This is a genomic window from Bradyrhizobium sp. 21, assembly GCF_023073335.1.
GTDB lineage: Bacteria > Pseudomonadota > Alphaproteobacteria > Rhizobiales > Xanthobacteraceae > Bradyrhizobium.
Genome location: NZ_JADPJG010000032.1, coordinates 401,019 through 426,130 on the forward strand (window position 1 = coordinate 401,019; position 25,112 = coordinate 426,130).

The following is a 25,112-nucleotide window of genomic DNA, read 5'->3' on the forward strand; positions in this document are numbered from 1 at the left end:
TGCGCGCCTCCTCACCATGAGGGTCTAACACGGCCAGGGTGGGCAACGACTTACGCGCCTTTGCCCACCTCACGCACAAGCCCCTACCGCATCGTGATCGCGAGCCCGCTGAGATCCGCGTTCGCCATCAAGCCGACCTGCGTGCCGGACAGCTCGAGCACGGCGCCCTTTTGGTTGGTCAGGACGATTGCACGCGCGCCGCGGCCCACTGCGATGCCGGCACCGGCGGCGCCGTAGACGCCGGCGATGTCGGAGGGCCGGTTGATGTTGGAGACGCGGCCGCGCAGCACGGTCTTGGAGCCGCCGAACACGAGGCCGTAGTCGAGCCCGCCGGTCGAGAGCGAATAGGCGCGACCGCGGAAGTTCATCACGCCAGAGCCGCCGGAGCCGCCGATGATCCAGCCCGCCTTGTAGATCGTCAGCACCACGGTGCCGCCGTCGGCCAGCGCCGAGGTCGAGAGCCCGGCCAGGGCGGCAATGCCGAGCAGCGCGGCGCGGAAGGTGGATGCGATCTTCATTTGTGGCTCCGGGGGCTATGTTCTGGGGAGGGAAACGAATCAGACGCGGCGAATGTATCCGATGCATCGCGGCGGCAACATGATGGGGTGGGCGTGAATCGCGGTCTGTAGCACACGCTCGACTGTCATCGTCCGGCTTGACCGGACGATCCAGTACTCCGAGACGGTTGTGATTCAATCGATGGGCCGCGGCGTACTGGATGCCCCGCCTTCGCGGGGCATGACGGCGGAGTTGGGCGCGATAAGACGCTCACCCGCCATCATGCCAATTCTGCCCCTGTTTTGCCCGACGGAGCAAGCGATAATTTTGCTTTTCCCGAAGCCAAAAAAACATCAATAATTCCCGCTGGATGCCTACTGTGCATGGGGTTGTTTTCGCGTTTTTTGTTGGAGGCGCCCCGGCCTGCCGCTACGCTTGCGCATCCAGCCGTCGATCCGAGGTGATCCATGCCGATCCAGCATTTCGCGCCCCCGCCGCACGTCAAGGCGCCGCCGCTGTCCTTTGCCACGCGCGCCGGCGATCTCCTGTTCGTCTCCGGCATTCCCGGCTTCGACGCCAATGGCGCGCTGCCTGACGGCTTCGAGGCGCAGTTCGCCAACGTGGTCGTCAACATCAAGCGCGTGCTGGAACAGGCCGGCGCTGGTGTCCGCGATCTCGTCAAGGTCAACGTGCTCCTGACCCGCGCCGCCGACGTCGCCGCCATGAACGCGCTCTATGCCGGCGCCTTCGGCCCGCCGCCCTACCCCGCCCGCACCACCTGCGTGGTCCAGGCGCTGCCCGATCCGAAGATGCTGATCGAGATCGAGGCGGTGGCCTCGCTGGCCAAAGGATAGACGAGGGATAACAGCGGGATACCAAGGGTCGTGCGAACGGCCGACAAACGGCTGACATATCCGTGAACGGCCGCCGCCCCGCTTGCCAGCCGCGCAGATTTGCCGCACCAGTTTCCTTCTCACGTTCCCATCAGGAGATATTTCATGCGTCGCGTTCTCGCCCTCTGTGCCGTTGCCGGCATCGCCACCTCCGTGTTCGCCGTGCCCGCCTCAGCGGCGGTCGGCTATTACGTGATCCGCTGGGACAACACCGGCATCTGCCAGGTCTGGAACGAGGACCTGAAGTACAAGCCGTTCCAGTGGGGCGTCTCGACCTACAAGGTCGTCAGCAAGCCGCTCCCGACCTTCACGGCCGCCTCGGAGCTCCAGATCAAGCTGCGCGCGGAGCGCCGCTGCACGCTCTAAGCCTTACGCGACAGATCATATTTTGAGGGCGGGTCGCGCAAGCGGTCCGCCCTTTTCTTTTGCAGCCACGGCCTCGGTTCCAGCCGCAAACGCGCGCGCGCACTTTGAACCTGACCGGCGAGTGGAACTACTCACATTTTGGCCGGCCACAGCCCTCCGACCACGCCCAAGTGTCAGCGCCATTGTGGCTGGTAAGAATTCGATCGGCGGACGACAAGGATCGGGCAAGGAAGCGATGCTAGCGTCCCTGCCCGATCTCTTTTTTGCCTCGCGACTTTGGAGCAGATCGATGCGTGCAACGACGACAGCAACGATTCTCGCCGCATCGCTCCTGCTTGCCGCAACGGCGCGTGCACAGGCCCCGCAATCCTTCCGCGTGATCTCGCCGGTCTTCGGCCAGCTCGTCAGCTTCACGATGCCGTCGAACTTTTCCGTGGTGGTCGAGAACACCGGGGACGGCCACTACATCCGCGAGGCCGTGCTGAAGGGCGAGACGCCCGAGCGCTGGACCGAGATGATCACGGTCACAGGCGAGAAGGGCATGACGCTGACGCCAGCCGCATCGCCCGACAAGTTCGCAGGCTCGATCGCGGGCGGCTTCAAATCGGCCTGTCCCGACAGCTTTGCGGCGAAGCCCTTCGGCGCCATGACATTCGGCCGCTTTGAAGGTTTCGCCGCCGTGATCGGCTGCGGCCGCGTCGACAGTGGCCCGACCCGCCACAGCGAGACCGCGCTGCTGATCACGCTGAAGGGCACCACGGACTATTACACCATCCAGTGGGCCGAACGCGGCCCCGAAAGCGACGAGCCGCCGGTGAATGACGACCGCTGGCAGGCCCGTTTGCGCGCGCTCAGCCCGATCGAGCTCTGCCCGATCGTACCGGGCGAAGCCGCGCCCTATCCGAGCTGCGTCAACAAGAGCTGAGCGGTTGCGATCTCACGCGTCCTTGTGCGCGCCGGGATGGATCAGGAGGTCGCGCGCGGCGGCGAGGTCGATGAACGCTTCCGCGCTGCCGCCCCGGTCGGGGTGCATGCCCTTGGCGGCGCGGCGATAGGCCTGGTTGATGTCCTCGCAGGTGAGCTGCACGGCGAGCGGCAGGCCGAGCACCTTGCGGGCGCGATCCTCGCTGGACAGTTTTTTCGGCATGGCGTTGCGGCGGCCGAAGCGCGGCGCGGTCAGGTCGTGAACGACATCGAGGACCACGCCGATGCGACGCCGGGCCGCCAGCGTGACGCTGTGATCGTCATTGTCCACGGCCTGGCGCAGCACCGGGAGCGCCTGCTCGGCCGCCTGGCGCAGCATGGTATCGGTGCTCATCCGCACGATCTCGGCCACGAGCCGGCCCGCCTCGGCCCAATCGTCGCCGTCCGCCGACCGCAGGCGCTCGAGTGCGAGTTTCCAGGATTCAAGCCGTTCCATCATGCGCGCAACGTTTAGCAATGAGGATCAGTATGCCAAGGCCGCCGTTTCCGACCCCTTAATTTCGGGTTAGCCTTTCATGAAACTTAGAAGCGAAAACGGGAGGAAATTGTCGTGGCATTCTCGCTAACCATATCGCCGTCGTCGGGTCACCCCGCCCGACACCGCCAAGCGACCCGGCACCGGTCAGTTGAACTGGTACGCGAGACCGAATGTCGCCACGTGGGTGCGCAGCGTGACGTCGAAAGTGTCGGTGGTGTTGGCTGGCGCGAAGGTCGACGTTCGGCTGATGGCGTAAGTCGACGTGCCGAGATCGGCGAAGCGGTATTCGGCGCGCGCCAGCCAGTGATGGCCGAGCGCCGTCTCTAGCCCACCGCCGAGGGTCCAGCCCAGTTTCGTCGTGGAGTTCGCGATCACGGACGGCGTGAGACTGAACGTGCGCCGACAGGGAGCGCTGCCGCAGGTCGAGGTCAGCTCGTCATGCTGCCAAATGGCGCCGCCGCTCGCGAACAGCAGCGTTTCCGGGGTCACCAGAAATCCAAACCGGACGCGCAGGCTCGCGTCCCATGTCGTCTTCAGCACAAGGGAATCGGCGCTCTCGTGGAAGGTGCCAAACGCCGGCGACACCGGGTATCCGCTCAGCGTGACGGTCCGGTCGGCAAAGCCGGCGTCGCCCTCGAGGCCGGCCACCCAGTTGGGAGCGAATTGCCAGTTGACGCCGGCATAGGGACTGGCGCGGAAGGCTGTGCCGTTGAACGGCACGGTGTTCTTCTCGAGCGGGATCAGTGCAATGCCAAACAGTTCCGACGTTGCCGCCGTATCCACCTGCTGCGCGCGGGCGCCGAAACCAAGACCAAGATAGGGGCCGGTCCATGACATCGCGATCGGAGGCGCCTTGGCAATCGGCGCTGTCTGCGCTCCCGCCACGATCGGGTCGCCAAACTTGTAGGCCACGCCGAACGAGGCGGTGTGAGTCTGCATCTTGAGATCGAAATTATCGGCGGTCGGATTGAAGCCCGAAGCGGGCATGGCGGTTCGAGCAATGGTGAACGGTGCAGCGCCAAAATCGGCATAGCGATATTCAGCGCGCGCGAACCAGTTGCCGCCGAGGGTAGTCTCGATGCCGCCGCCGACGGTCCAGCCGGCCTGAACGCGCGAAGCGGAAATCACGGCGGGCGAAAAGCCGAGGCCGAGACAACCGGTGCTGATGCAGCTCGAACTGATCTCGCTGCGTTGCCAGGCGACGCCACCGGTCGCATAGGCCAGGGTGGCGGGTGTGAGCAGGAAGCCAAGACGGGCACGCAGGCTGGCGTCCCAATCGGTCTTCGCGGTCAGGCTGTCGGTCGGCAAGGCAAAACGGAGAAAGCCGGGCGAGAAAGCCAGCGACTGGCGCGTGGTAGATTGATCGGCGAAGCCGACATCGCCTTCGAGACCCGCAATCCATTGCGGCGCCAATTGCCAGTTGAAGCCGGTAAAGGCACTGGTGCGGGCGCCGAGCCCGTCGAAGGACGCGCTTGTCGGCCGGCCGTCCGCCAGATTCTGCGGGGCGCCGGCGACCGTCTCCGACGTCGTCGTGGCGTCGGCGCGCGAAGCACGGAAGCCAAGTGCAAGACCGGCATAGAAGCCGCCCCAACTCGACGCCGCCGCCGATGGGGCCTTGTAGGCGGGCGCGGTCCCGATATCGGCAGCCAGGACAGGCCCCGCCACCGCCACTGCGATCAACGCCGCACTTCCGCAAATCACTTTCTTCATGCGCCCAATTTCCTCGTCGACACACGGAATCGCCGCTGCGAGACGAGATGTGAGGCCAACGGCTCCAAACTTCTTGGACACAGGCGACGACGAATTGGACAAGTACGAACTGGCGATCTTCGTGCCGGGCCGTGGCATCTTTGCCACATGCGCCGGGAGGCGCTGCGACGCCGCGATTGCATAAGTCGTGAGCGCTGCGCGACGTTTCCGTCGCTTGCGCTTTCAATTAGGCTTGCCGCCAACGCTTAGAACAAACGTCAGGGAAACGCCCATGCCTCTCCTCCAAGACCATATCGCCGTCGTCACAGGCGCCGGTTCCGGCATCGGCCGGGCCATCGCTTCCGGCTACGCCCGCGAGGGCGCGCGGATCGTGCTGCTCGACGTCAACGCCGACACGGTCGCGGAAGCCGCGCAGGAGATCCGGAAAGCAGGCGGCAAGGCCGAGAGCTTTGCGCTCGACGTGACCAAGCGTGAGGACTGCTTTGCGCTCGCCACGCAGGTCGCCGACAAGGTCGGACAGGTCTCGATCCTCGTCAACAATGCCGGCATCACCCGCCGCAACGCCTTCACCGCGGACACCGAGACGGTGGCGAAGGACTGGAACGACATCATCTCGCTCAACCTCAACGGCGTCTTCAACATGACGCAGGCGTTCCTCAGCCCCTTGCGCACCAGCAAAGGCCGCATCGTCAATATCGGCTCGATCCAGTCCTTCGTGCATCTGCGCACGCCGAGCTCGGCGGCCTACACCACCTCGAAGCACGGCGTGCTCGGCTTCACCAAGGCGCTCGCGGTCGAACTCGGCAAGGAGGGTGTGCGCGTCAACGCGATCGGGCCGGGCTTCATCGAGACCAACATCAACGCCAATGTGCGCGCGACCAATCCGGCGCTGGTGCAGGCCTTCGTCGATCACACCCCGCTGGCACGCACCGGCAAGCCCGAGGACATCGTGGGTCCCGCGATCTTCCTTGCGTCGGATATGTCAGCCTACGTCACCGGAACGATCGTGATGGTAGACGGCGGATACCGGACGGTGTGAGTGCGGGGCAGTCATCTATCGACATAGACGGTGTCATCGTCGGCGAAGGCGGACGATCAAGTACGCCGCGGCTTCTCGTGGGACGTCAGGCATCTCTGGAATACTGGATGCCCCGCCTTCGCGGGCCATGACAGCGAATTTGTCGAGCGAGATCGGCCCGCATCGCTATGCATCTCGTGCCAATCGCGGCGGCTTCGGGGTATTCCTGAGGTCAATTGGTGCGATCGCCCGCGATTAACCTTTCGTTAACCAAACCCGCCCACCGTAGATCTACGGCTTGGGGATCATTGGTTCTCGATCCGCTTCCAAAGACGGAAGCGGGCGTTGATCGGGAGGTGTGTTGATGACCACTGTTCATGTCGCTGCGTCCGAACCGGGCGCGCAATTCCTTGCTCCGAACCAGATCGTTCCGCTGCTGATCGGCGCGACCGTCGACGAGGTCGAGCGCGAGCTCGTGCTCCAGACGCTCGCACGCTGCGACGGCAACCGGACACGCGCGTCGCGCGTGCTCGGCCTGTCGGTGCGCACGCTGCGCAACAAGATCAGGATCTATGCGGCCTCCGGCATCGAGGTGCCCGCGTATCACGACTAGGGCGTGACGACGCGAGGACGATCCGTGCCGCCGAATGGTGTTGATCAAGCCCTGCGCGATGCCCGTGCGGAATTGCTGCTGTCGTCAAACGCCGCTAAGTAGCTTGCTTCCGCGAGAGGGAGCAGTGGCGTGGCAGACGAACAAAAGCGGCAAGGACCTCAGGGACCGCGCGGACGGCAGGGCGAACCGGGGCGGCCGGGACCGCAGGGTCATCCGGGCAAGCGGGGACCGGACGGCGGGCGCGGCAAGCCGGGACCTCAGGGCAAGCCTGGAGCGGCCGGAAAGGCCGGACCGCAGGGCAAGGTTGGCCTGCCGGGCAAGCCGGGCGAGGCCGGAGCGCGAGGAGCAGCAGGACCGCAGGGCCCCATCGGCCCGCAAGGCCCACGCGGCGAAGCCGGTCCCCCCGGCCAATTGCCCTCGATCGAACAAGTGTTGCCATGGCTCGATCAGCTTTTCGATGCCTGGGACGAACGCCGCCGCCAGCGCGAGCGTGAAGCTGCCGAGCGCGAGGCGCTGGAGGCCGCCGTGCAGGAGACCGACGAGGCGACCCTCGATGACGAGGACGACGGCAGCGAAGGCGACGATCACCGGAAAAAGAAGAAAAAGAAGAAGCACGGCCACAAGGAGTAGCGGTTACCTCGGTGCCCCGGACGCGGCGCAGCACGTAGTGATGCGCTGCTGAGCCGGGGCCCATGTTGCCGAGCGATGTGCGGCCGCAATTCCTGGGTCCGGGCTCTGCGGCGTTGCACCGCGTCCGGGACACGAGCCCGGATCAGGAAGCCCTCGACGCATCGTCTCTGCGCGGCAGCATGCCCATGCGCTCGAACTGCCAGCGCATGGCCCGGTACCAGAGATAACCGACTGCCGCGCCGCACAAGGCGAGGATCGCGACGTCCGCGCTCGAGAACGAGCCGCTCCACCACATCATCCACGCGGTCCATAGCAGCGTGAAGACGATGGCACCTGCTTTCAGGGGAAGAAGGGGGTGGCTCATGGTGGTTCTCCGGGTTGTCAAAACCCCGGCGAACAGCATCGCGCATTGAGACCGCTTTCACCGTGAGCCAGATCACGGAAGGGACGTTCGAGACGCCTAACCGAAACGCAGCCGCGAGCGTTCCTTCGCCTTTTCCGCCTCGACCTCACGGTCACGTGCCGGCGCGTGGGTATGCAGCGAGGTCAGCAGTTTTCGCGCGGCCTCCGAGACCTCCGCCACTGCGCGGTCGAAGGCCGCCTCATTGGCCTGCGACGGCTTGTTGAAGCCGGACAATTTTCGCACGAACTGGATCGCACTGGCATGGATCTCATCCTCCGTCGCCGGCGGCTCGAAGTTGAACAGCGTCCTGATGTTGCGGCACATGCAGTCTCTCCCGATGTTTCCCTCAAAGACGATCGGCGACAGCGAAATCCTACATCCTTCCGGACAGTTCTGCTAAGTTCCGTGCAACGCGGCCGAATACGAGCCGCATGGGGAGAGGAACATGAAAGCTTCTTGCGCGGCGCTGTCAGCCATCCTGTTGTCCGTCTCGTTGTCGGCCATCTCGACATCCGCATTGGCGGCCGACTACCCGGCGCCCAAGCAGGGCGACTGGATCGCCAGGGATTTCAAGTTCCACACCGGCGAGACCATGCCGGAGCTGAAGCTGCACTACACCACCATCGGCGAGCCCAGCGGCCAGCCGGTGCTGGTGCTGCACGGCACCGGCGGCTCGGGCGCGAGCATGCTATCGGCCGCCTTTGCCGGCGAGCTGTTCGGCGCGGGGGAGCCGCTCGATGCCTCCAAATATTACATCATCATCCCCGACAATATCGGCCATGGCAAATCGTCAAAGCCGTCCGACGGGATGAAGACGAGCTTCCCGAAATACGATTACGACGACATGGTCGAGGCGCAGTATCGCCTGGTGACGGAAGGGCTCGGGATCAAGCACCTGCGGCTCGTCATCGGCAATTCGATGGGCGGCATGCATACCTGGCTGTGGGGCGAGAAATATCCGAAGGCGATGGACGCGCTGATCCCGATGGCCTCGCAGCCGACGGAGATGGCGTCGCGCAACTGGATGCTGCGGCGGATCATGCTCGACACCATCCGCAGCGATCCCGACTACAATGGCGGCAACTACACCAGCCAGCCGCGCATGATGAAATACGCCATCACCGCCTATGGCATCGCGAGCATCGGCGGAACGCTGGCCTATCAAGCGCAGGCCCCGACCGCGGCCAAGGCCGACAAGATCGTCGACGAGCGGCTGGCCATGCCGATCTCGGCAGATGCCAACGACTTCGTCTACCAGTGGGAATCCTCGCATGACTACAATGCAGGCGAGACGCTGGAGAGAATCGAAGCGCCGCTGATCAATTCCGCCGACGACGAGCGCAACCCGCCCGAGACCGGCATCACCGACGCTGCGATGAAGCGGGTCAAGAACGGGCGTCTCTATCTGATCCAGGCAAGCACCGAGACGCGCGGCCACGGCACCACCGGCAATGCGAAATTCTACAGCGAGCAGGTCCAGCAGTTTCTCCAAACCGCGCCGCAGCGAACGATGTAGGATTGCCAAGCTCGCCGCCATATCGCGATGCATCATATGCGGCGTCCCGGCGCCGCATATTATTTGAGCATGCATTGCGCTGACAGCTCGGGCTTAATCCCCTCAACGTTACGAATCGAGGCGCGGGAAATCGCGCGCCGATGGCACGACACGCGATGAGGAGGATCGCATGTACAGGCTCGCATTTTGCGTTTGGCTGGCCGCGACGATAGCGCTGACGGGCGTCGCCTTCGCGTTCGACAACGGTCAGTATGACAACGTTCCGCCGGACATCCGCGCCTGGTTCAAGAGCGTGATGGCGCCGAATGGCGTTCCCTGCTGCGACATCTCCGACGGCCATCGCACCGAATACGACGTGCGCGACGGCGCCTATTGGGTGCCGATCGAGGGGCAGTGGATGGTGGTGCCGGATCGCGCCATCATCCGCGATAGCGGCAATCCGGTCGGCCAGGCCGTGGTGTGGTACGTCCACCACCGCGGCACCATCATCATCAGCTGCTTCGTGCCGGCGGATGCGGTGTAGCGCGCGATAGCGCCTCGGCGCCACGCATGCTAGTTCGGCCGATGGCTCCTGCAAACGACAGAACGCGCGCTGTGATGCGCTTTATGCTGGCGGCGTTTTACATCGCGGCTGGCATCGCGCATCTTCGGGTTCCCGACAAGCTGCTTGCGATCGCGCCGGCCTGGGTTCCGTTTGCAACGCAGGTCATCCTCATCACTGGCGTCTGCGAGCTGGCAGGCGCGATTGCACTGGTAACAAAGCCGCTGCGCTGGTGGGCGGGCGTCGCGCTCGCGCTCTATGCGCTTTGCGTATGGCCGGCAAACATCAAGCATGCCCTAGAGGGCATCGACCTTCCGCCCCTCCCCAACAGCTGGCTCTACCACGGACCGCGGCTGGCGCTTCAGCCGGTCCTGATCTGGTGGGCCCTCTACTGTGCTGGCGTGATCGACTGGCCGTGGCGGCGCGACAAGGGGGATAGCGATCGGGCCGAGAGATGATATTCTCAGGCATCCAATCAGGGAGACCTTCGTGACCGATCTTTGCGCCGAAGACCTCGCCACCCTCTATGCCCAGCCGAGCCCGCGCGTGATCGCGAAAGCGCGCCCCGCGATCGATACGCATGCGAAGAAATTCATCGAGATGTCGCCGTTCTGCGTGCTCGCGACATCGGGAGCGGACGGCAGCGTCGATGCATCACCGCGCGGCGGCGGCATCGGCTTCGTCCACGTCGCCGGCCCCAACCAGCTGCTGATGCCTGATCGCTCCGGCAACAACCGGATCGACAGTTTTCGCAATGTCGTCGAGGGCTCGGGCTTCGTGCATCTGCTGTTCTTCGTCCCCGGCATTGACGAGACGCTACGCGTCGGCGGCCGCGGCACGCTGTCGGCCGATCCGGATTTGCTCGCCGCGATGGTGGAATTCGGCAAGCCCCCGCGCGCGGTGCTGAACATCGCCGTCAGCGAAGTCTATTTCCACTGCGGCAAGGCGCTGATGCGCTCGAAGCTGTGGTCGCCCGAGAAAGTGCAGCGCTCGGTGATGCCTAGCATCGTCGAGGTGGTCTACGAGCAGACCGGCCTTGGGGAGCCGCAGAGTCAGGCGATCGTGGAAGAGCTCTACAAGACGCAGTTGTAGCTGACGTCTGCTCTGTCGACCCGGCCCCTCGTGCGCAATTGCGCACGAGGCCGGGACGAAACGGGAGTGTTGGCGGCGCTAACGCGCCAAATTAATGTCCCTCGCCCTCGAGGCCGCCGACGTGCTTCTGGGTGTAGAGCTCGAGGCCGATCCGGCCGATCAGGTCGAGCTGGGTCTCGAGGAAGTCGATGTGGTGCTCCTCGTCGCTCATCAGCTTCTCGAACAGATCGCGCGTGACGTAATCCTTGACGCCGTGGCAGTAGGTCGCCGCTTCCTGGTAGAGCGCCCGCGCGCTCATCTCGGCGGCGAGGTCGCACTCGATGATCTCCTTGACGTTCTGACCGATGCGCAAGGGATCGAGCACCTGCATGTTCGGGAAGCCGTCGAAGAACAGGATGCGCGCGGTGAGCTTGTCAGCGTGCTCCATCTCCTCGATGGACTCCTTGCGCCAGACCTTGGCCATGTCGAGGAGGCCCCAATTGTCGAGGAAACGATAGTGCAGCCAGTACTGGTTGATCGCAGTCAGCTCGTGACGCAGTGACTTGTTGAGATAGTCGATGACTTTTGCGTCGCCTTGCATGATGCACTCCAGATTTTGCGTCCAAATCGGACCTAACCGATTTTAGAATGCTTCTAAGTCAGTTTAAACACGAGGGCAACCGGCTACGGGGACGCAGCCGGGAAAAGCTCAGGCGAGGTTGCGGAAGTTTTCAGCAGGCCGCGAGAGCAAACTGGACGGGCTCGGCCGTCTCGTCATTGGCGGCCACAGTGTGGTTGTGCGGGCAGCCGGAGCAGCAGGACTGGGCACACGGGCCTAGCGCTTCGTCGATGATGGTCTTGATCGTCCGCGCGCAGCGGCCGCATTCGGCGCTACAGCCGAGACATCCATAGACCTGCTTGGCATGGCGCACGGCGTCGTCGGACTCGGCGACGGCGGCGCGGATGTCGTCATCGCTCAGCACGTTACAGGAACAAACGATCATGGAAGCGGCAGGCCCTTGGGTGATGCGCCATCATCGATATTTAAGCGGCCGGCCGGATGCAAAAGGAAAAAGCAGAATTTGAAGCTATTCCAAACTGGCCCGGGAACAGCCTAGAACGGCTCTAAAATAAGGTGTTGCGCTGGCTCAGGATCGCGCGGGACCTAATCGCCCCCACCACCATCGCCTCCGCCTCCGCAATCCCCGCCACTACTACCGCCATCGCTGCTGGAACAGCTGCCGCCGTCGGTCGAGCTCCCGGAACTGTCGCTGGAAAACCAGCTCCCTGGCGAGAAGCCGTCACTCGTGACCGTGGAGCTGTCACCGCCGCCGGCTCCGGCGCGGGAGCGCCGCTGGCCCCGGTTCTGCAGATGGACAATCCAGCCGTAGCCGATCGCGAAGACGATCCCAGCAGCAATCAATGCATTCATCATCGCGTTGCCCATCCTCGCCTCCCTGGCGACCGCGGTCGATACCAATTGGTCGTCACCGGCAAAGATGCCGTTCATTGATCATTCGAACGAAGTATGGAACTCTGTTACGAAAGAGTTCCGCGTGATTGTGCGAAAGGTCAAGCCAATGAAGAAGTCGCTCCTGGCGGTTGCTGCCGTCGCCATCCTGGCCCTGACGGCCGGTACACCAGCTCATGCGCAGCGCGGTGTCGCCGCAGGCGTGGCGGCCGGGATCGTTGGTGGCGCCATTGTCGGCGGTGCGCTGGCCTCCCCGTATTATTACGGACCTGGTCCCGGCTACGCACCGGGCTATGGCCCAGGTTACTACCCGCCACGCTATTACGCGCCTGGTCCGGGCTACGTCGCTGACGACTATTACGGAGACGGCTGCGTCTGGCAGAAGCAGCGCTTCTGGGACGGTTACGGCTGGCGCGTCCGTCGCGTCAGAGTCTGTGGCTGAGGCGCGCCAAGCCGGCTCATTCCGGATGCGCCGTTCATCTCGGGGCCTGAAAAAGACCGCTTTTTCTCGTCACAGCTCCGTGTGCGTTTACCGTGGATTGACCATTTGCGCGCTTCCTAGCTGCAAGGTCACTTCCATCAGCGTGTGCGTGAACCTTTGAAACCCGGGCGCCTCTAACAAGGGGAGCCCATCTCCCAGGAGAGCCAAGAGCATGAAGAAGACTTTAGTTGCCGCCCTCACGGTTGCGACGGTCGCCGGTTCGCTGGTCACCGCCACTCCGTCCGCGAAGGCCCATGACGGCGTCGGCGCCGGCATCGCAGCCGGCCTGATCGGCGGCGCCATCGTCGGCGGCGCCATCGCATCGAGCCGTCCGGCCTATGGTGGTCCGGTTTACGTCGCCGAGCCCCCGCCGCCCCCCTGCTACTGGCAGCGCCAGCGCTATTGGGATGGCTACGGCTGGGCCGTCCGCCCGGTTCGCGTTTGCTACTGATCTGATCGCATGGCGCTCATAAGCGCCGCGATCGAAGCCCGGCCGAGTCTCTCGGCCGGGCTTTTTCTTTTGACGCGCTATCGCGCCGCCTGGATCGAACGCAACACCTCTTCGCTCGGCCAGCAATCGACCTTCAAGCCCGCCGACTTCTGGTAGGTGCCGAGCGCAGCGCGCGTCTGCATGCCGGCCTTGCCGTCGATCTTGTCCTTGTAGAGCCCGGCGCGCGTCAGCCCACGCTGCATCGCCTCGACGTCCTTGGTACGCAGCTGCTTCGAGGCGGACCACGGCGTCGCGAACGACAGCGGGCTCGTCATGCGATCACTGAGATGGCCGACGAACAGCACGTAGAGGTCGGAGAAATTGTATTCCTTGATGACGAAGTAGTTCTTCGTGGTCAGGAAGGACGGGCCGTAGATGCCTTCCGGTTGCAGCAGCGAGGCCGGCTGCGCCTGCTCGGCGGCACTGAGCTTTTGTCCACGCACCGGCGCAAAGCCCTCGCGCAGCCATTGGCCGATCGGCTTCGTCACCTCGGGCACACCGCTGGTGCAATCGACCTTGGCCGGCGCCTGCACCTCGTAGGCCCAGCGCAGGCCGCTCTGCCAGCCCTTGTTGACGAGCTGCTGCGCGGCCGAGGCCAGCGCATCCGGCACCGAATGCCAGATGTCGATGCGGCCGTCATGGTCGAAATCGACGCCGTGCTTGTAATATTCGGAGGGCAGGAACTGCGTGAGCCCGGTCGCGCCGGCCCAGGACGAGCGCATGTCCTTGCGTGTCACCACGCCGTCGCCGAGAATTTTCAGCGAGAGGATGAACTCGTTGCGATAGGTGTCCTTGCGGCGGCCGACATAGGCCTGCGTCGCCAGCACGCGTACGAGATCGTAAGGCAGCGTGTAGCGGCCATAGTCGGTCTCGCGGCCCCAGATCGCCAGCATCACGGTGGCGGGCACGCCGGAATTTTTCTCGATCTCAGTCAATGCGGGCCGATATTTTTGCAGCAGCCGCTGCCCCTCGCCCGCAAGCCGCGCGATCGAGGCTTCCCTGACGTAGTCGGCCGGCACCTGCACGAACTCGGCCTGCGACGGCGCACCCGTTGCGGGCCGTCCCGGCAGGATCAGATCGGGCAGCTTGTAATCAGGCTCGAGCCCGCGCGTCTGTTGCTCAAACGTCGCGCGCGACACGCCGGCGGCCTGCGCTTCCGGCCATAGCGAGGCGATGAACTGCGTGAAGGCGGCATCGGTGGCGCGGGCGGGCGACAGGCCGCAGGTGATAGTAATCACCGCAGCTATGAGCGCTCGCCGCATCATGCCGAGGTCACCGCGTCAGCTTCTTGTACTTCACGCGGTGCGGAATGATGCTGTCCTGGCCGAGCCGGCGCATCTTGTCCTTCTCGTAATCCTGGAAGTTGCCTTCGAACCATTCCACATGGCTGTCGCCTTCGAAGGCCAGGATGTGGGTCGCGATACGATCGAGGAACCAGCGATCATGGCTGATGATGACGGCGCAGCCGGCGAAATCCTCCAACGCCTCTTCGAGCGCGCGCAGCGTGTCGACGTCGAGGTCGTTGGTCGGTTCGTCTAGCAGCAGTACGTTGGCGCCGGACTTCAGCATTTTTGCGAGATGCACGCGGTTGCGCTCGCCGCCGGAGAGCGCACCGACCTTCTTTTGCTGGTCGGCCCCCTTGAAGTTGAACGACGAGCAATAGCCGCGTGAATTGACTTCCCGCTTGCCCAGCAGGATCAGTTCGTTGCCGCCGGAGATCTCCTCCCACACGTTCTTGCTGCCATCGAGCGCGTCGCGCGACTGGTCGACATAACCGAGATGAACGCTCTCGCCGACCGTGATGGTGCCCTTGTCCGGCTGTTCCTGCTTGGTGATCATCTTGAACAGCGTGGTCTTGCCGGCGCCGTTGGCGCCGATCACACCGACGATGCCGCCGGGCGGCAGCTTGAAAGTCAGATCGTCGATCAGCATGCGATCGCCGAAACCTTTGCTGAGGGCCTCGAAGTCGACGACGTTCTGACCGAGGCGCTCGGCCACCGGAATCGTAATCTGCGCGGTCTGGGTCTGCTTTTCGCCCGCCTGTTTCAGCAGATCTTCATAGCGCTGATAGCGCGCCTTGGATTTGGCCTGGCGGGCTTTCGGCGAGGACGCGATCCATTCCTGCTCGCGGGCCAGCGTCTTCTGATGCGCAGCGTCCTCGCGGCCCTCCTGCTCGAGCCGCTTCTGCTTCTGCTGCAGCCAGGACGAGTAATTACCCTCGTAGGGAATCCCCTTGCCGCGATCGAGCTCGAGAATCCAGCTCGTGACGTTGTCGAGGAAGTAGCGGTCATGGGTGACGATCAGGATCGCGCCGGGATAGTTGCGCAAATGACCTTCCAGCCACGACACCGACTCGGCGTCGAGATGGTTGGTCGGCTCGTCCAGCAGCAGAAGCTCGGGCTGGTCGAGCAGCAGCTTGCATAGCGCGACGCGGCGGCGCTCACCGCCGGAGAGTTTCGACACGTCGGCATCGTCGGGCGGGCAGCGCAGCGCGTCCATCGCCTGGTCGACCTTGCTGTCGAGATCCCAGAGGCCCTGGGCCTCGATCTCGTCCTGCAGCTTGGTCATCTCGTCGGCAGTCTCCTCGGAGTAGTTCATCGCCAGCTCGTTGTAGCGATCGAGGATGGCCTTCTGCTTGGCGACGCCCAGCATGACGTTCTCGCGCACGGAGAGCGTGGGATCGAGATGCGGCTCCTGCTCGAGATAACCAACGCGGGCGCCCTGGGCGACCCAGGCCTCGCCGTTGTACTCCTTGTCGAGGCCGGCCATGATCTTGAGCAGCGTCGACTTGCCCGAGCCGTTGACACCGAGCACGCCGATCTTGGCGTCCGGATAGAACGACAGATGGATGTTATCGAGCACCTTGCGGGTCGGGTAGCTCTTGGTCAGGCCCTGCATAAAGTAGATGAACTGGCGCGCCATCGGTCCCGAATACCTTCGATTTGAGGAAATTTGCTTGCCGCCGATGTAGCGATCCCGCCCCCAAAGGGCAATGTTTTCCCTCCGTTCACCACGGATGAATACGGTGCGGATACCATCCGGCCGCCGATCCGGACAATTGAAACCATCTTTTAATAAATCAGGCCAAAGCTCGGTTTCGCGCGGAAACAGCGCCACCCGCTCAGAATGAACGGGAGCACAGCGAGACAGCGTCATGGCCATGATCGAGACCCACTCCATCGCCGTTCCTGCCAGTGCCGGGAACACGTCCGGACTCGTGTCCGAGGTCCGGGGCTTCTGGAAGCGCTTCTTCGCCACCGCCTTCAACCCCTACCGGCCCGAGCTGCATTACATGCGCGGCCCCGGCCCCGCCTGGCGCGCCAAGCACGGCATGAATGCGCCGTTCCGGCTCAAGCCCCGCGACCTCTGAGCCCTTATCGCCTATCGGATTTTTGAAGACGCGAACGGCTTGCGCACGGTCGGGATTGCGCGCAACCATGGCTTGGTTCCACCTCTCGCCATGGATGAACGCTGATGACGCGGCTGCGCTGTGCAATTCTCGACGACTATTTCAACCTCGCCCTTGATGTCGCCGACTGGCCGAAACTCTCCGACCGTATCGACGTCACCGTGTTCAGCCATCCCTTCGCTTCGGAGCAGGCCGCGGCCAGCGCGCTCGCCGATTTCGAGATCGTCTGCGCGATGCGCGAGCGCACCGCGTTCCCGAAGAGCCTGTTCGAGAGCCTGCCGAAGCTGAAGCTGCTGCTGACATCAGGCATGCGCAACGCCTCGATCGACATGGAGGCCGCGAAGGCGCGCGGCGTCACGATCGGCGGCACGCAATATTCGCGCGATCCGACCGCGCCGCTCACAATGGGCCTGATCCTGGAGCTGACCCGCGGCATCGGCCGCGAGAACGCGCGCATGCATGCGGGCGAGCCCTGGCAGAGCTTTGCCGGCGTCGAGATCGAGGGGCTGACGCTCGGCGTCGTCGGGCTCGGCAAGCTCGGCAGCAAGATGGCGGGCATTGCGAAAGCGTTCGGAATGAACGTGATCGCCTGGAGCCCGAATTTGACGCCGGAGAAGTGCAAGGAGGCCGGCGTGGGCTATGCCACCAAGGAAGAGCTGTTTGCCAAGGCCGACATCGTCACCATCCACGTGGTGCTGAGCGACCGCTCGCGCGGGCTGGTTGGCCGCGAAGATCTCGCGCGGATGAAGCCGACGGCTTTTCTCGTCAACACCGCGCGGGGGCCGATCGTGGACGAGCAGGCGCTGCTTGAAGCGTTGCAGCAGAGGAAGATCGCGGGCGCCGGCTTGGATGTGTTCGCGGTCGAGCCGTTGCCGGTCGACCATCCCTTCCGCAAGCTCGACAATCTCGTGCTGACGCCGCATCTCGGCTACGCCACCGAGGACGGCTTGCGCATCCATTACGGGCAGATGGTCGATGCGATCGATGCCTTCACCAGCGGTGGCGAGCTGCCGCGGAAGCTGGCCTGAAACGGAAAGGGCGTGCCGTCGGCACGCCCTTTCGCAATCTGAAACTTTCGCAATCAGCGTTTTCGCGAAGCGCCTAGCGCACGGTGACCGGTGCGGGCAGCGGCGGCACGACGGTCGGCTGTGTGCCCGGGACAGGACCAGCCTGCGCAGCCATCGGGGCCGGACCGGCGGCACCGGGCATGGGTGCAGCGGATGCGGTGGCCGTTCCCGGCGGCGGGCCGCCCGGCATCACCACCACACGGGTGCCGACCTTGACGCGATCGAACAGGTCCGAGACGTCCTCGTTCAGCATGCCGATGCAGCCGGACGAGACGAACTTGCCGATCGTCGAGGGCTGGTTGGTGCCGTGGATGCGGTAGACGGTCGAGCCGAGATACATTGCGCGGGCGCCGAGCGGATTGCCGGGACCGCCGGCCATGAAGCGCGGCAGATAGGGCTGGCGCTCGATCATTTCCGTCGGCGGATGCCAATCCGGCCACTCGGCCTTCCGGGTGATCTTCTGCACGCCGGTCCAGGTGAAGCCGTCGCGGCCGACGCGGACGCCATAGCGGACCGCACGGCCATTGCCGAGGACGTAATAGAGATAGGTGTTCGGGGTATCGACGATGAGCGTTCCGGCCGGCTCCTTGGTCGCGAGCGAGACTTCCTGACGGCGCAGGTTCTGCGGCAATTGCGCAGGCGCGGCGTCAGGCTGCTCCTCGGGCGGCAGCGAAGCGATCGACATCGGCCGACCATCGGCACCGACCGGGGGCTGGCCAGCCTGGACCGTTCCGGTCGCAGCGGGACCACCAACGGCCTCGGGCGGACGCAATCCGTCGCCGGCAGGGCCTTGGGCCGGACGGTCGGCGTAGATCACCGCGGGCGGGCCGGCGGGGCGACCGTAGCGAGGATCGTCGGGCGATGTCACGGGACCCTGCGGCGGCGCGGCTGAGTAGACGGGGGGACCTGCGGGACGCCCATAACGGGGATCATCCGGCGACATCACCGGGCCCTGCGGCGGGACAGCCGAATAGACCGGCGGACCAGCCGGACGGCCGTAGCGCGGGTCTGGACCGGGCGGCGGCAGCGACGCCTGCGGCATCGCGTCGTCGTCATCTTCCAGCGCGTCGAAATTCGGGGTGCGGTCGCCGGGCCGATATTCGGCCGGCGCGCCATAGCTCGGCGCCTGCTGGACCGGATAGCTCTGGGCCTGTGCGAGCGAGGTTCCCGCCGCAGCGACTGTTGCGGCAGCGCATATCGTCAGAAAATGTTTGATCATCATCGCTCTTGTATAGTCCCCGGGCCCCGTCCGGACCGTTAACGGCCAGATGACCGAAGATAGCGGCACATTCAAGACATGACAGGCTGATTTGTGCCTGATTTAGCGATTTGTGATGCAAGTGCACACAGTTGCCCCGTTGCATCACGGGAGCGGAAATCGCGTGACGCCGTAGATTGCCGGAGTCCTCGGCCCGAATTTTGCGGAACTGCGCGGAGACGTTGCGATATGGTCGAATCAGCCTGATTCGCCTCCTCTTTGTGCTCCGATCCCCGCGTGGCGAACGCGGCATGCAGTACCGTCACCGCGTTCAGATGGCTCTTGGGTCCCGGCCGCCACCCGCCGGGGCGGAAATTCGTACCCGTCCGATGCTTCCCGGCTTTCGCTTCCTGTTTGCCGCGATCCTGCTGTCAGCCTCCATCCTGGTGTTCGGCCTAGGCGCCACCGCGCTGCTGCGGGCGAGCCATGAGCAGTATGTCAGCAACCCCTCCTGGCGGAATGGCCCGCAGGAGCAGGTGTTTGCGCAAGCTGCCGAGCCGGCCCAGCCGGTGCTCGCGGCTCTCCGCGCCGAGCCGGAGGTGGCCGAGCCCAAACCGTCGCTGCGCGACCAGGTGCCGACGATCGGCTTGCCCGCGAGCGAGCCCGAGCAGGTGGCGGCACCGACGACCGAGGCCGACACGCTGGCCCAGCTCGCCACGCCCTATATTGACACCCCGGCCGCCGAACCCGCCAAGGTGGAGGAGGCCACAGCGCAAGCATCCAGCAACACGCTTACGCCGGCCGATACCACCGCATCCATCGCGGAGGCCAAGCCCGCGCTGATCGGTCCCGCGAGTAGACCCGCGCTTGCCGCCCCCAGCGCAGCCTCGTCCACTTTCGACATGGCGAGCGCGAAATTCGCCGCATTGAATGATCCGGCGACCACGGCCTGGAAGAATCCTCCGGCGAAGGCCAAGCCCGACAGCAGCGCATCCGACGGCAAGGCGATCAAGCGCCGGGCGAAGGCGAAGAAGCGGCACCGCGTCGTGCGACGTCCGCCGCCTCAGCAAGTGCAGCAGCAGCTTGATCCGTTTGGTCAACAGCAGACGCTGGCGACAACGGCCACGCGCGCGCGCCAGTAAGCTCACGCCGGCCCGGTCGCGACCGGCGGTCCCTTTTCTTGGCCCCATTCCGACCACGAGCCATCGTAGAGCGCGGTGTCGGTGATGCCGAGGCGATAGAGCGCCAATGTCAGCACGCCGGCAGAGACCCCGGAGCCGCAGCTCGTCACGATCGGCGCATCGAGCTTGACGCCGGCGCTCGCGAAGGCGGCGCGGAGATCGTCGAGCGGCTTCATCGTGCCGGTCGCGGCGTCGAACAGCTGATTGTAAGGCACGTTACGCGCGCCGGGGATATGGCCGGAGCGGATGCCCGCGCGCGGCTCGGGCGCGCGGCCCTCGAAGCGGTCGGCAGCGCGCGCGTCGATCACCTGCTCGGCACGGCTTTCGACGTTGGCGATCAGCTGCTGCATGCTGCGCACGCGTTTTGAATCGTAACTCGCCTTGAAGCTCGCCGGCTTCGGCTTCACCTCGCCGCTCTCGACCGGACGTCCTTCGGCGCGCCATTTCTTCAGGCCGCCATTGAGGATGCGCACATTGCTGTGGCCGAAGGCCAGGAACATCCACCACGCGCGTGGCGCCGCGACCCAGCCGCCGGCATCGTAGAGGACGACGGTGTCGGCATTGGAGATGCCGAGTTGGCCCGCGTCACGTCCGAACTGTTCGGCGCTCGGATACATGTGCGGCAGCGGGTTGGAATGGTCCGATACCGCATCGACGTCGAAGAACACCGCGCCCGGCAGATGCGCGGCGAGGTAATCATCCTTCGGCAGCGGCAGCACGCCCGGCAGCTTGAAGCTGGCGTCGAGCACCTTGACGTCGGCATCATTGATGTGGGCGGCGAGCCATTCGGTGGAGACGAGGGGGTCGGTGGGGGAGGTCATGAGATTTCTTCCTTGTGCGCAGCACGAGCGAGGTTGAAGCAGCGCGCATCAAACTCCGCTGTCATCGCCCGGCTTGACCGGGCGATCCAGTATCCGGAGGCGGTTGTGATTGAGCGGAGAGGCCGCTGGATTCCCCGCCTGCGCGGGGAATGACGCAGGAGATTGGAGCAACAGCGAAGCACCCTTCACCCCTTCTTCTTCGGCTCCCATTGCTGCGTCGGACCTCCGGCATCACGCCAGGCGGCGTAGCCGCCGGCGATGTGGGCAACGGGCTTGAGGCCCATGTCCTTCGCGGTCTTCGCCGCCAGCGCGGAGCGCATGCCGCCGGCGCAATGGAAGACGAACTTCTTGTCTTCCTGGAACACCGGCTTCGCATACGGGCTCTGGGGATCAATCCAGAATTCGAGCATGCCGCGGGTGCAGGCGAACGCGCCGGGGATGCGGCCGTCGCGCTCGATCTCGCGGGGATCGCGGATGTCGACGATGACCACGTCGCCGTTCTTGGAGATTTCGATGGCGTCCTTGGCGGTGAGCGTCTCGATCTCGGCATTGGCCTCGTCGATCAGCGCCTTGATGCCGCGGGTGATGTTTTGGGGCATGTGGTTTTCCCTCTTGTCGGCCACTGCGCGGCCGTCCGGACTGACGTTGCGTATAGCTAGTGCGTCAATTCCTTCATCGCACCTTCCAGACCCTCGATCGTGATCGGGTACATGCGATTGGCGAAGATGCGTTTGATGATGGTGGTGGATTCCGAATAGTCCCAGTGCTTCTGCTGCACCGGGTTCAGCCACACCGAATGCGGATAGGTGTGGATGATGCGGTCGAGCCACACCGAGCCGGGCTCCTCGTTGACGTGCTCGACCGAGCCGCCGGGCACCATGATCTCGTAAGGTGACATCGAGGCATCGCCGACGAACACGATCTTGTAGTCATGCGGATATTTGTGAAGCACGTCCCAGGTCGGCGTGCGGTCGGTGAAGCGGCGCTTGTTCTGCTTCCACACGCCTTCATAGAGGCAGTTGTGGAAGTAGAAATACTCCATGTGCTTGAACTCGCTCTTCGCCGCCGAGAACAGCTCCTCGACCTGCTCGATATGCGCATCCATCGAGCCGCCGATGTCGAAGAACACCAAAAGCTTCACCGCGTTGCGCCGCTCGGGGCGCATGTGGACATCGAGATAGCCGTGATTGGCAGTCTCGCGGATGGTGGTGTCGAGATCGAGCTCGTCGGGCGCGCCGGTGCGCGCGAACTTGCGCAAGCGGCGCAGCGCCACCTTGATGTTGCGGATGCCGAGCTCGACATTGCCGTCGAGGTCCTTGAACTCGCGCTTGTCCCACACCTTCACGGCGCGGTTGTTGCGGTTCTTCTCCTGGCCGATGCGGACGCCTTCGGGATTGTAGCCGTGGGCGCCGAACGGCGAGGTGCCGGCCGTGCCGATCCACTTCGAGCCGCCCTGGTGGCGGCCCTTCTGCTCCTCGAGGCGCTTCTTCAGCGTCTCCATGAGCTTGTCCCAGCCCATCGCCTCGATCTGCTTCTTCTCGTCGTCCGTCAGGTATTTCTCTGCGAGCTTCTTCAGCCATTCCGCGGGGATCTCGGCGCCTTCCATGGCGTCGAGCAGGCTTTCCAGCCCCTTGAACACCGTGCCGAAGACGCGGTCGAACTTGTCGAGGTTGCGCTCGTCCTTCACCAGCGAGGCGCGCGACAGATAATAGAAATTTTCGACCGTGTAGTCCGCGAGGTCGGCGTCGAGCGCCTCCATCAGCGTGAGGTATTCGCGCAGCGTCACGGGGACCTGCGCATCGCGCAGAGAAGTGAAGAATTGCAGGAACATGAGTGACAGATTGCCCGTCGGGGGCCGAACGTCAAGGGGCGGCACCTGGCCTCTTCCGCCAGCTCCCGGTCGCGATTGTCCGCGAGGCGGGATTGGCGCGGCGATTGTACTGCTCATCCTTTCGCTGGTAAAACGGGTCTGAAAGCCTGACCGAACCGGGAATAGCCGCCTCAACCGGCCCTTCCCTTCGCCGGACGGGGATTGCACCCCGGGCCGATCAACAAGGACGCGCGATGAAATTTACCGGCACCAAGGACTATGTTGCCACCGACGATCTCAAGGTCGCCGTCAATGCTTCGATCGTGCTGGAGCGCCCGTTGCTCATCAAGGGCGAGCCCGGCACCGGCAAGACGGTGCTGGCGGAGGAAGTGGCGAAGGCGCTGAACGCGCCGCTTCTGACCTGGCACATCAAGTCCACCACCAAGGCGCAGCAGGGCCTCTACGAATACGACGCGGTGTCGCGCCTGCGCGACAGCCAGCTCGGCGATGCCCGCGTGTCCGACATCAAGAACTACATCAAGCGCGGCAAGCTGTGGGACGCTTTCACCGCCGAGCAGCGCCCGGTGCTGCTGATCGACGAGATCGACAAGGCCGACATCGAATTCCCGAACGATTTGCTGCTCGAGCTCGACCGCATGGAATTCCATGTCTACGAGACCGGCGAGACGATCAAGGCCAAGCAGCGCCCGATCATGATGATCACCTCCAACAACGAGAAGGAGCTGCCGGACGCGTTCCTGCGCCGCTGCTTCTTCCACTACATCAAGTTTCCCGACGCCGACACCATGACCCGGATCGTCGACGTCCACTTCCCCGGCATCAAGAAGCGCCTGGTGGAAGAGGCGCTACGCATCTTCTTCGAGGTCCGCGAGGTGCCCGGCCTGAAGAAGAAGCCGTCGACGTCGGAGCTTTTGGACTGGCTCAAGCTGCTGCTCAACGAGGACATGAGCGTCGAACAGCTCCGTGAGCGCGACCCGCGAAAGCTGATCCCGCCCCTGCATGGCGCGCTGCTCAAGAACGAGCAGGACGTGCATCTGTTCGAGCGGCTGGCGTTTCTGAGCCGACGGGAAGTGTAGGGTCGCCGCGACGTCTTGTAGGATGGGTAGAGCGCAGCGAAACCCATCAGGCTCCTTCCGGGAAAAGCAAGTGATGGGTTTCGCAAGGGCTCTACCCATCCTACGGCATCACAGACACACCTTCGCATCCTCGCGGCGCATTTCGCCCGAGTTATGCTTGCTCCTTCGCACCTCTCAACAAAGAGGGCGCAGGGAAGGCCGGGTGCCGGCTGGCACCCACGGTCCGCTGTGCGCGGGTAGGGTAAATAACTGCACAGCGGCATACAGGTGAAGCCAAACACACGGCCTTCCCTGCGCAGTGGTTGGACGGCTTATGCCGTGCTCTCCCGGGAGCCGAGTTCCTTCTGGCCTCCCTCACTCCAGCGAAAGTCGCCGACACCGCGCCGGTTGACGCGAATGCCGCTTCCGCAAGAGCTTGACCGTAGCAACGACGGCCAGGACCACACGGTTTTGCCGTACGCACACAGCGCCGCTCGTCCGCACGACGCCTCGGGCTCACGGAGAGCAATCCGCCCTGCCCTTGACCTCTCGTACACGACGCTGCCGCGTCCACCGCAACCCGGCCCGCGTTTCGAACGACTCGCGAACCGCCCCTCTTCGTCGGGCCGGGCTGTTTCGACTTATGCCGCAATTCCGAATTTCGGTAAAGTGGAATATCTTTGAAGGGAGGGGTTGACAGGGTGACGAGGTGTTTTGCCCGACGGGCAGTCTTGTAGGATGGGTAGAGCGCAGCGAAACCCATCGCGCAGTCCGCGATGCTGCACGATGATGGATTTCGCTTCGCTCTACCCATCCTACGATTATCGCACTCAACTCGGTTCGCCAAAGTCAGCACCGCTCTCGAACTTTGAGAGATCACCAGCCCAGTCTGCCGGATATATGCCGAGCTCTACATGGCGATGGAACGACGAGTGACGCCAATCGCACACTCGTTTAACGAGGCCGTGCTTGATCGGGTTTATATGCACATAATCGATGTGCCGTTCATAGTCTTTTTCGTCCCGGATGGTGTGCCCCCAATAGCGGCGCTGCCAAATACCTCGCTCCCTTCTGGCCGCGCGGCTCAGCGAAACCGGTTCATCAAGCGCAAGATTGCGAGAGAACGCTGATTTTATCTGCCGCCAACGTGTCGCGAAATCGGCATCGCCCTCTGGCATCGCCCAGACAGTGTGAAGATGCTCAGGCAGAATCACGATTGCATCGATCGTGAATGGATGTCGCTCGCGTATCTCGCGGAAAGCTGCGCGCAATAGCTCGATATTCACCGTCAGAAGCGATTGCCGGCGATCAGCAAGGTTGACGGTGAAGAAGAAGCTTCCGCCGGGGACGAAGTTGCGCCGATAGGAGGTCATGCCTCATGATAGCA

31 protein-coding genes are annotated in these 25,112 nt (G+C 64.1%); 16 read left to right on the forward strand and 15 right to left on the reverse strand.

Annotated elements, in window-relative coordinates; genetic code table 11:
- Positions 1 to 83: 83 nt before the first annotated feature.
- A complete protein-coding gene (locus IVB31_RS27145; protein ID WP_247330082.1) occupies positions 84 to 518 on the reverse strand; it encodes a hypothetical protein in 435 nt (144 codons plus the stop codon).
- 447 nt (positions 519 to 965) lie between these two features.
- Here IVB31_RS27145 and IVB31_RS27150 point away from each other — a divergent pair, with 447 nt between their 5' ends.
- The 3 genes from IVB31_RS27150 (at position 966) to IVB31_RS27160 (ending at position 2,682) form a co-directional block, all read left to right on the forward strand.
- A complete protein-coding gene (locus IVB31_RS27150) occupies positions 966 to 1,352 on the forward strand; it encodes a RidA family protein (protein WP_247330084.1) in 387 nt (128 codons plus the stop codon).
- Between the two features lie 144 nt (positions 1,353 to 1,496).
- The gene (locus IVB31_RS27155; protein ID WP_007613673.1) at positions 1,497 to 1,757 is read left to right on the forward strand and encodes a hypothetical protein; all 261 of its coding nucleotides are present in this window, start codon (positions 1,497 to 1,499) and stop codon (positions 1,755 to 1,757) included.
- Positions 1,758 to 2,046: 289 nt separating this feature from the next.
- Complete coding sequence (locus tag IVB31_RS27160; RefSeq protein WP_247330086.1) at positions 2,047 to 2,682, forward strand: hypothetical protein; 636 nt, start codon at positions 2,047 to 2,049, stop codon at positions 2,680 to 2,682.
- 12 nt (positions 2,683 to 2,694) lie between these two features.
- Here the strand turns inward: IVB31_RS27160 and IVB31_RS27165 are convergent, their stop codons facing one another.
- Together IVB31_RS27165 and IVB31_RS27170 are read right to left on the reverse strand one after the other, a co-directional pair.
- A complete protein-coding gene (locus IVB31_RS27165) occupies positions 2,695 to 3,180 on the reverse strand; it encodes a J domain-containing protein (protein ID WP_247330088.1) in 486 nt (161 codons plus the stop codon).
- Between the two features lie 183 nt (positions 3,181 to 3,363).
- Positions 3,364 to 4,929 carry an outer membrane beta-barrel protein gene (locus IVB31_RS27170; RefSeq protein ID WP_247330091.1) on the reverse strand — a complete coding sequence of 522 codons (1,566 nt, stop codon included), beginning with the start codon at positions 4,927 to 4,929 and terminating at the stop codon, positions 3,364 to 3,366.
- 271 nt (positions 4,930 to 5,200) lie between these two features.
- On the opposite strand from IVB31_RS27170, the gene fabG reads away from it, so the two are divergent.
- From fabG to IVB31_RS27185, 3 genes are all read left to right on the forward strand, one after another.
- Positions 5,201 to 5,968, forward strand: coding sequence for a 3-oxoacyl-ACP reductase FabG (gene fabG / locus IVB31_RS27175; RefSeq protein WP_247330094.1), 768 nt, complete (start codon positions 5,201 to 5,203; stop codon positions 5,966 to 5,968).
- 343 nt (positions 5,969 to 6,311) lie between these two features.
- Complete coding sequence (locus IVB31_RS27180) at positions 6,312 to 6,560, forward strand: helix-turn-helix domain-containing protein (RefSeq protein WP_247330096.1); 249 nt, start codon at positions 6,312 to 6,314, stop codon at positions 6,558 to 6,560.
- 129 nt (positions 6,561 to 6,689) lie between these two features.
- Positions 6,690 to 7,190, forward strand: a complete 501-nt coding sequence (locus IVB31_RS27185; RefSeq protein WP_247330098.1) for a collagen-like protein — start codon at positions 6,690 to 6,692, stop codon at positions 7,188 to 7,190.
- A gap of 142 nt (positions 7,191 to 7,332) precedes the next feature.
- On the opposite strand, the gene IVB31_RS27190 is transcribed toward IVB31_RS27185, so the two are convergent.
- Together IVB31_RS27190 and IVB31_RS27195 are read right to left on the reverse strand one after the other, a co-directional pair.
- Positions 7,333 to 7,554, reverse strand: a complete 222-nt coding sequence (locus tag IVB31_RS27190) for a hypothetical protein (protein ID WP_247330101.1) — start codon at positions 7,552 to 7,554, stop codon at positions 7,333 to 7,335.
- A gap of 96 nt (positions 7,555 to 7,650) precedes the next feature.
- Entirely contained in the window at positions 7,651 to 7,917 is a 267-nt protein-coding gene (locus tag IVB31_RS27195) for a DUF2277 domain-containing protein (protein ID WP_247330103.1), read from the reverse strand.
- A 121-nt stretch (positions 7,918 to 8,038) separates the two neighbouring features.
- Here IVB31_RS27195 and IVB31_RS27200 point away from each other — a divergent pair, with 121 nt between their 5' ends.
- The 4 genes from IVB31_RS27200 to IVB31_RS27215 all read left to right on the forward strand — a co-directional run bounded on the left by IVB31_RS27200 (position 8,039) and on the right by IVB31_RS27215 (position 10,742).
- Positions 8,039 to 9,109, forward strand: coding sequence for an alpha/beta fold hydrolase (locus IVB31_RS27200; RefSeq protein WP_247330105.1), 1,071 nt, complete (start codon positions 8,039 to 8,041; stop codon positions 9,107 to 9,109).
- Positions 9,110 to 9,278: 169 nt separating this feature from the next.
- Entirely contained in the window at positions 9,279 to 9,632 is a 354-nt protein-coding gene (locus IVB31_RS27205) for a hypothetical protein (protein ID WP_247330107.1), read from the forward strand.
- Between the two features lie 41 nt (positions 9,633 to 9,673).
- Positions 9,674 to 10,108, forward strand: a complete 435-nt coding sequence (locus IVB31_RS27210; protein ID WP_247330109.1) for a DoxX family protein — start codon at positions 9,674 to 9,676, stop codon at positions 10,106 to 10,108.
- A gap of 31 nt (positions 10,109 to 10,139) precedes the next feature.
- Positions 10,140 to 10,742: an MSMEG_1061 family FMN-dependent PPOX-type flavoprotein gene (locus IVB31_RS27215; protein ID WP_247330112.1), complete on the forward strand. Its 603-nt coding sequence runs from the start codon at positions 10,140 to 10,142 to the stop codon at positions 10,740 to 10,742.
- 91 nt (positions 10,743 to 10,833) lie between these two features.
- Here IVB31_RS27215 and bfr read toward each other — a convergent pair whose 3' ends face one another.
- The 3 genes from bfr to IVB31_RS27230 all read right to left on the reverse strand — a co-directional run bounded on the left by bfr (position 10,834) and on the right by IVB31_RS27230 (position 12,168).
- The gene (gene bfr / locus IVB31_RS27220; RefSeq protein WP_045002178.1) at positions 10,834 to 11,322 is read right to left on the reverse strand and encodes a bacterioferritin; all 489 of its coding nucleotides are present in this window, start codon (positions 11,320 to 11,322) and stop codon (positions 10,834 to 10,836) included.
- 130 nt (positions 11,323 to 11,452) lie between these two features.
- A complete protein-coding gene (locus IVB31_RS27225; RefSeq protein ID WP_247330114.1) occupies positions 11,453 to 11,725 on the reverse strand; it encodes a (2Fe-2S)-binding protein in 273 nt (90 codons plus the stop codon).
- Between the two features lie 161 nt (positions 11,726 to 11,886).
- Complete coding sequence (locus tag IVB31_RS27230) at positions 11,887 to 12,168, reverse strand: hypothetical protein (RefSeq protein WP_247330595.1); 282 nt, start codon at positions 12,166 to 12,168, stop codon at positions 11,887 to 11,889.
- A 133-nt stretch (positions 12,169 to 12,301) separates the two neighbouring features.
- On the opposite strand from IVB31_RS27230, the gene IVB31_RS27235 reads away from it, so the two are divergent.
- Both IVB31_RS27235 and IVB31_RS27240 read left to right on the forward strand, forming a co-directional pair.
- Positions 12,302 to 12,634: a hypothetical protein gene (locus tag IVB31_RS27235; protein WP_247330116.1), complete on the forward strand. Its 333-nt coding sequence runs from the start codon at positions 12,302 to 12,304 to the stop codon at positions 12,632 to 12,634.
- Between the two features lie 211 nt (positions 12,635 to 12,845).
- Entirely contained in the window at positions 12,846 to 13,124 is a 279-nt protein-coding gene (locus IVB31_RS27240) for a hypothetical protein (RefSeq protein ID WP_247330118.1), read from the forward strand.
- 77 nt (positions 13,125 to 13,201) lie between these two features.
- Here the strand turns inward: IVB31_RS27240 and IVB31_RS27245 are convergent, their stop codons facing one another.
- Together IVB31_RS27245 and ettA are read right to left on the reverse strand one after the other, a co-directional pair.
- The gene (locus IVB31_RS27245; RefSeq protein ID WP_247330120.1) at positions 13,202 to 14,428 is read right to left on the reverse strand and encodes a lytic murein transglycosylase; all 1,227 of its coding nucleotides are present in this window, start codon (positions 14,426 to 14,428) and stop codon (positions 13,202 to 13,204) included.
- Between the two features lie 7 nt (positions 14,429 to 14,435).
- Positions 14,436 to 16,085 carry an energy-dependent translational throttle protein EttA gene (gene ettA, locus IVB31_RS27250; protein ID WP_247330123.1) on the reverse strand — a complete coding sequence of 550 codons (1,650 nt, stop codon included), beginning with the start codon at positions 16,083 to 16,085 and terminating at the stop codon, positions 14,436 to 14,438.
- Positions 16,086 to 16,317: 232 nt separating this feature from the next.
- Here ettA and IVB31_RS27255 point away from each other — a divergent pair, with 232 nt between their 5' ends.
- Together IVB31_RS27255 and IVB31_RS27260 are read left to right on the forward strand one after the other, a co-directional pair.
- The gene (locus IVB31_RS27255) at positions 16,318 to 16,533 is read left to right on the forward strand and encodes a hypothetical protein (RefSeq protein WP_247330127.1); all 216 of its coding nucleotides are present in this window, start codon (positions 16,318 to 16,320) and stop codon (positions 16,531 to 16,533) included.
- Between the two features lie 104 nt (positions 16,534 to 16,637).
- Positions 16,638 to 17,600 (forward strand): D-2-hydroxyacid dehydrogenase family protein, encoded by a 963-nt coding sequence (locus tag IVB31_RS27260; protein ID WP_247330129.1) that lies wholly within the window; start codon positions 16,638 to 16,640, stop codon positions 17,598 to 17,600.
- Between the two features lie 73 nt (positions 17,601 to 17,673).
- Here the strand turns inward: IVB31_RS27260 and IVB31_RS27265 are convergent, their stop codons facing one another.
- Positions 17,674 to 18,858 carry a L,D-transpeptidase gene (locus IVB31_RS27265; protein WP_247330132.1) on the reverse strand — a complete coding sequence of 395 codons (1,185 nt, stop codon included), beginning with the start codon at positions 18,856 to 18,858 and terminating at the stop codon, positions 17,674 to 17,676.
- A 368-nt stretch (positions 18,859 to 19,226) separates the two neighbouring features.
- Between IVB31_RS27265 and IVB31_RS27270 the strand changes: the two genes are divergently transcribed.
- Positions 19,227 to 19,979 (forward strand): hypothetical protein, encoded by a 753-nt coding sequence (locus IVB31_RS27270; RefSeq protein ID WP_247330597.1) that lies wholly within the window; start codon positions 19,227 to 19,229, stop codon positions 19,977 to 19,979.
- A gap of 2 nt (positions 19,980 to 19,981) precedes the next feature.
- Here the strand turns inward: IVB31_RS27270 and sseA are convergent, their stop codons facing one another.
- The 3 genes from sseA to IVB31_RS27285 all read right to left on the reverse strand — a co-directional run bounded on the left by sseA (position 19,982) and on the right by IVB31_RS27285 (position 22,670).
- Entirely contained in the window at positions 19,982 to 20,839 is an 858-nt protein-coding gene (gene sseA / locus IVB31_RS27275; RefSeq protein WP_247330136.1) for a 3-mercaptopyruvate sulfurtransferase, read from the reverse strand.
- A gap of 185 nt (positions 20,840 to 21,024) precedes the next feature.
- Positions 21,025 to 21,438, reverse strand: coding sequence for a rhodanese-like domain-containing protein (locus IVB31_RS27280; protein WP_247330138.1), 414 nt, complete (start codon positions 21,436 to 21,438; stop codon positions 21,025 to 21,027).
- Between the two features lie 56 nt (positions 21,439 to 21,494).
- Positions 21,495 to 22,670 (reverse strand): VWA domain-containing protein, encoded by a 1,176-nt coding sequence (locus IVB31_RS27285; protein ID WP_247330600.1) that lies wholly within the window; start codon positions 22,668 to 22,670, stop codon positions 21,495 to 21,497.
- A gap of 233 nt (positions 22,671 to 22,903) precedes the next feature.
- On the opposite strand from IVB31_RS27285, the gene IVB31_RS27290 reads away from it, so the two are divergent.
- Positions 22,904 to 23,746 (forward strand): MoxR family ATPase, encoded by an 843-nt coding sequence (locus IVB31_RS27290; RefSeq protein WP_007600695.1) that lies wholly within the window; start codon positions 22,904 to 22,906, stop codon positions 23,744 to 23,746.
- Between the two features lie 809 nt (positions 23,747 to 24,555).
- On the opposite strand, the gene IVB31_RS27295 is transcribed toward IVB31_RS27290, so the two are convergent.
- The gene (locus IVB31_RS27295) at positions 24,556 to 25,098 is read right to left on the reverse strand and encodes a transposase (protein ID WP_247330140.1); all 543 of its coding nucleotides are present in this window, start codon (positions 25,096 to 25,098) and stop codon (positions 24,556 to 24,558) included.
- Positions 25,099 to 25,112 lie beyond the last annotated feature (14 nt).